Consider the following 655-nt stretch of genomic DNA (forward strand, 5'->3'; position numbering starts at 1 on the left):
GAACATACTCAAAAAATATTCGAATATATCACAGGGCTTTCGAGTTCGCCAAAGCGAACCCTCATCCCTGCCGAGCTATCATCCCACGATTGAAACCGTGGGTTTTCTCGCTCGGAAAACTGATAATCTGAAGGATCTCGTCCTCTTCTAATGTTCTAGGCTCTTCGGCGGTCGGTCTTTCTGCTTTGACTGCACTTGGAGCGACTGGCTGTTTACCTCTTAGAACAGAAGAACTGGTCATTCGCCCCCCATGATATAACTGAACAATGGCCTTTGTCCCTTTATGTTTAATCACAGTTGCAAGTGATGCCATGCCATCATTGTGTCTATCATCGTGAATTCCGAGTTCACCTTCCCAGCCTTTTCCCCCTTCAGAGACATTGGCTGCCGCAGTGATAACTGCGCCGGCTTCTTTGCTTCGCATCTGATAATACCGCTTCTCATCTTCGGTGATGACGCCATCAAAAAAACTCATTTTTGTTGTCATTGGAGCCATGACAAAGCGATTTTTTAAAGTTACTCCATTATTTAACTCAAGTTTTGCAGTTAAAAAATAGCCTTTGACCCTTGGTGTCATTGACTTGGTACCGATTATTATGCCGCTTTTGATATTTGATTCAGCTGATTTTCTTTTAAAAATGGCTTGAAGAGTTCC

The 655-nt window shown here is 43.4% G+C and carries 1 pseudogene; it reads right to left on the reverse strand.

Annotated features, from left to right (window positions below):
* Positions 1 to 121: 121 nt before the first annotated feature.
* Positions 122 to 577: pseudogene (locus ACYQ2O_RS12605) on the reverse strand (oxidoreductase); the annotation flags it as partial.
* Positions 578 to 655 lie beyond the last annotated feature (78 nt).

The sequence above is a fragment of the Alkalibacterium sp. m-11 genome (assembly GCF_054658155.1).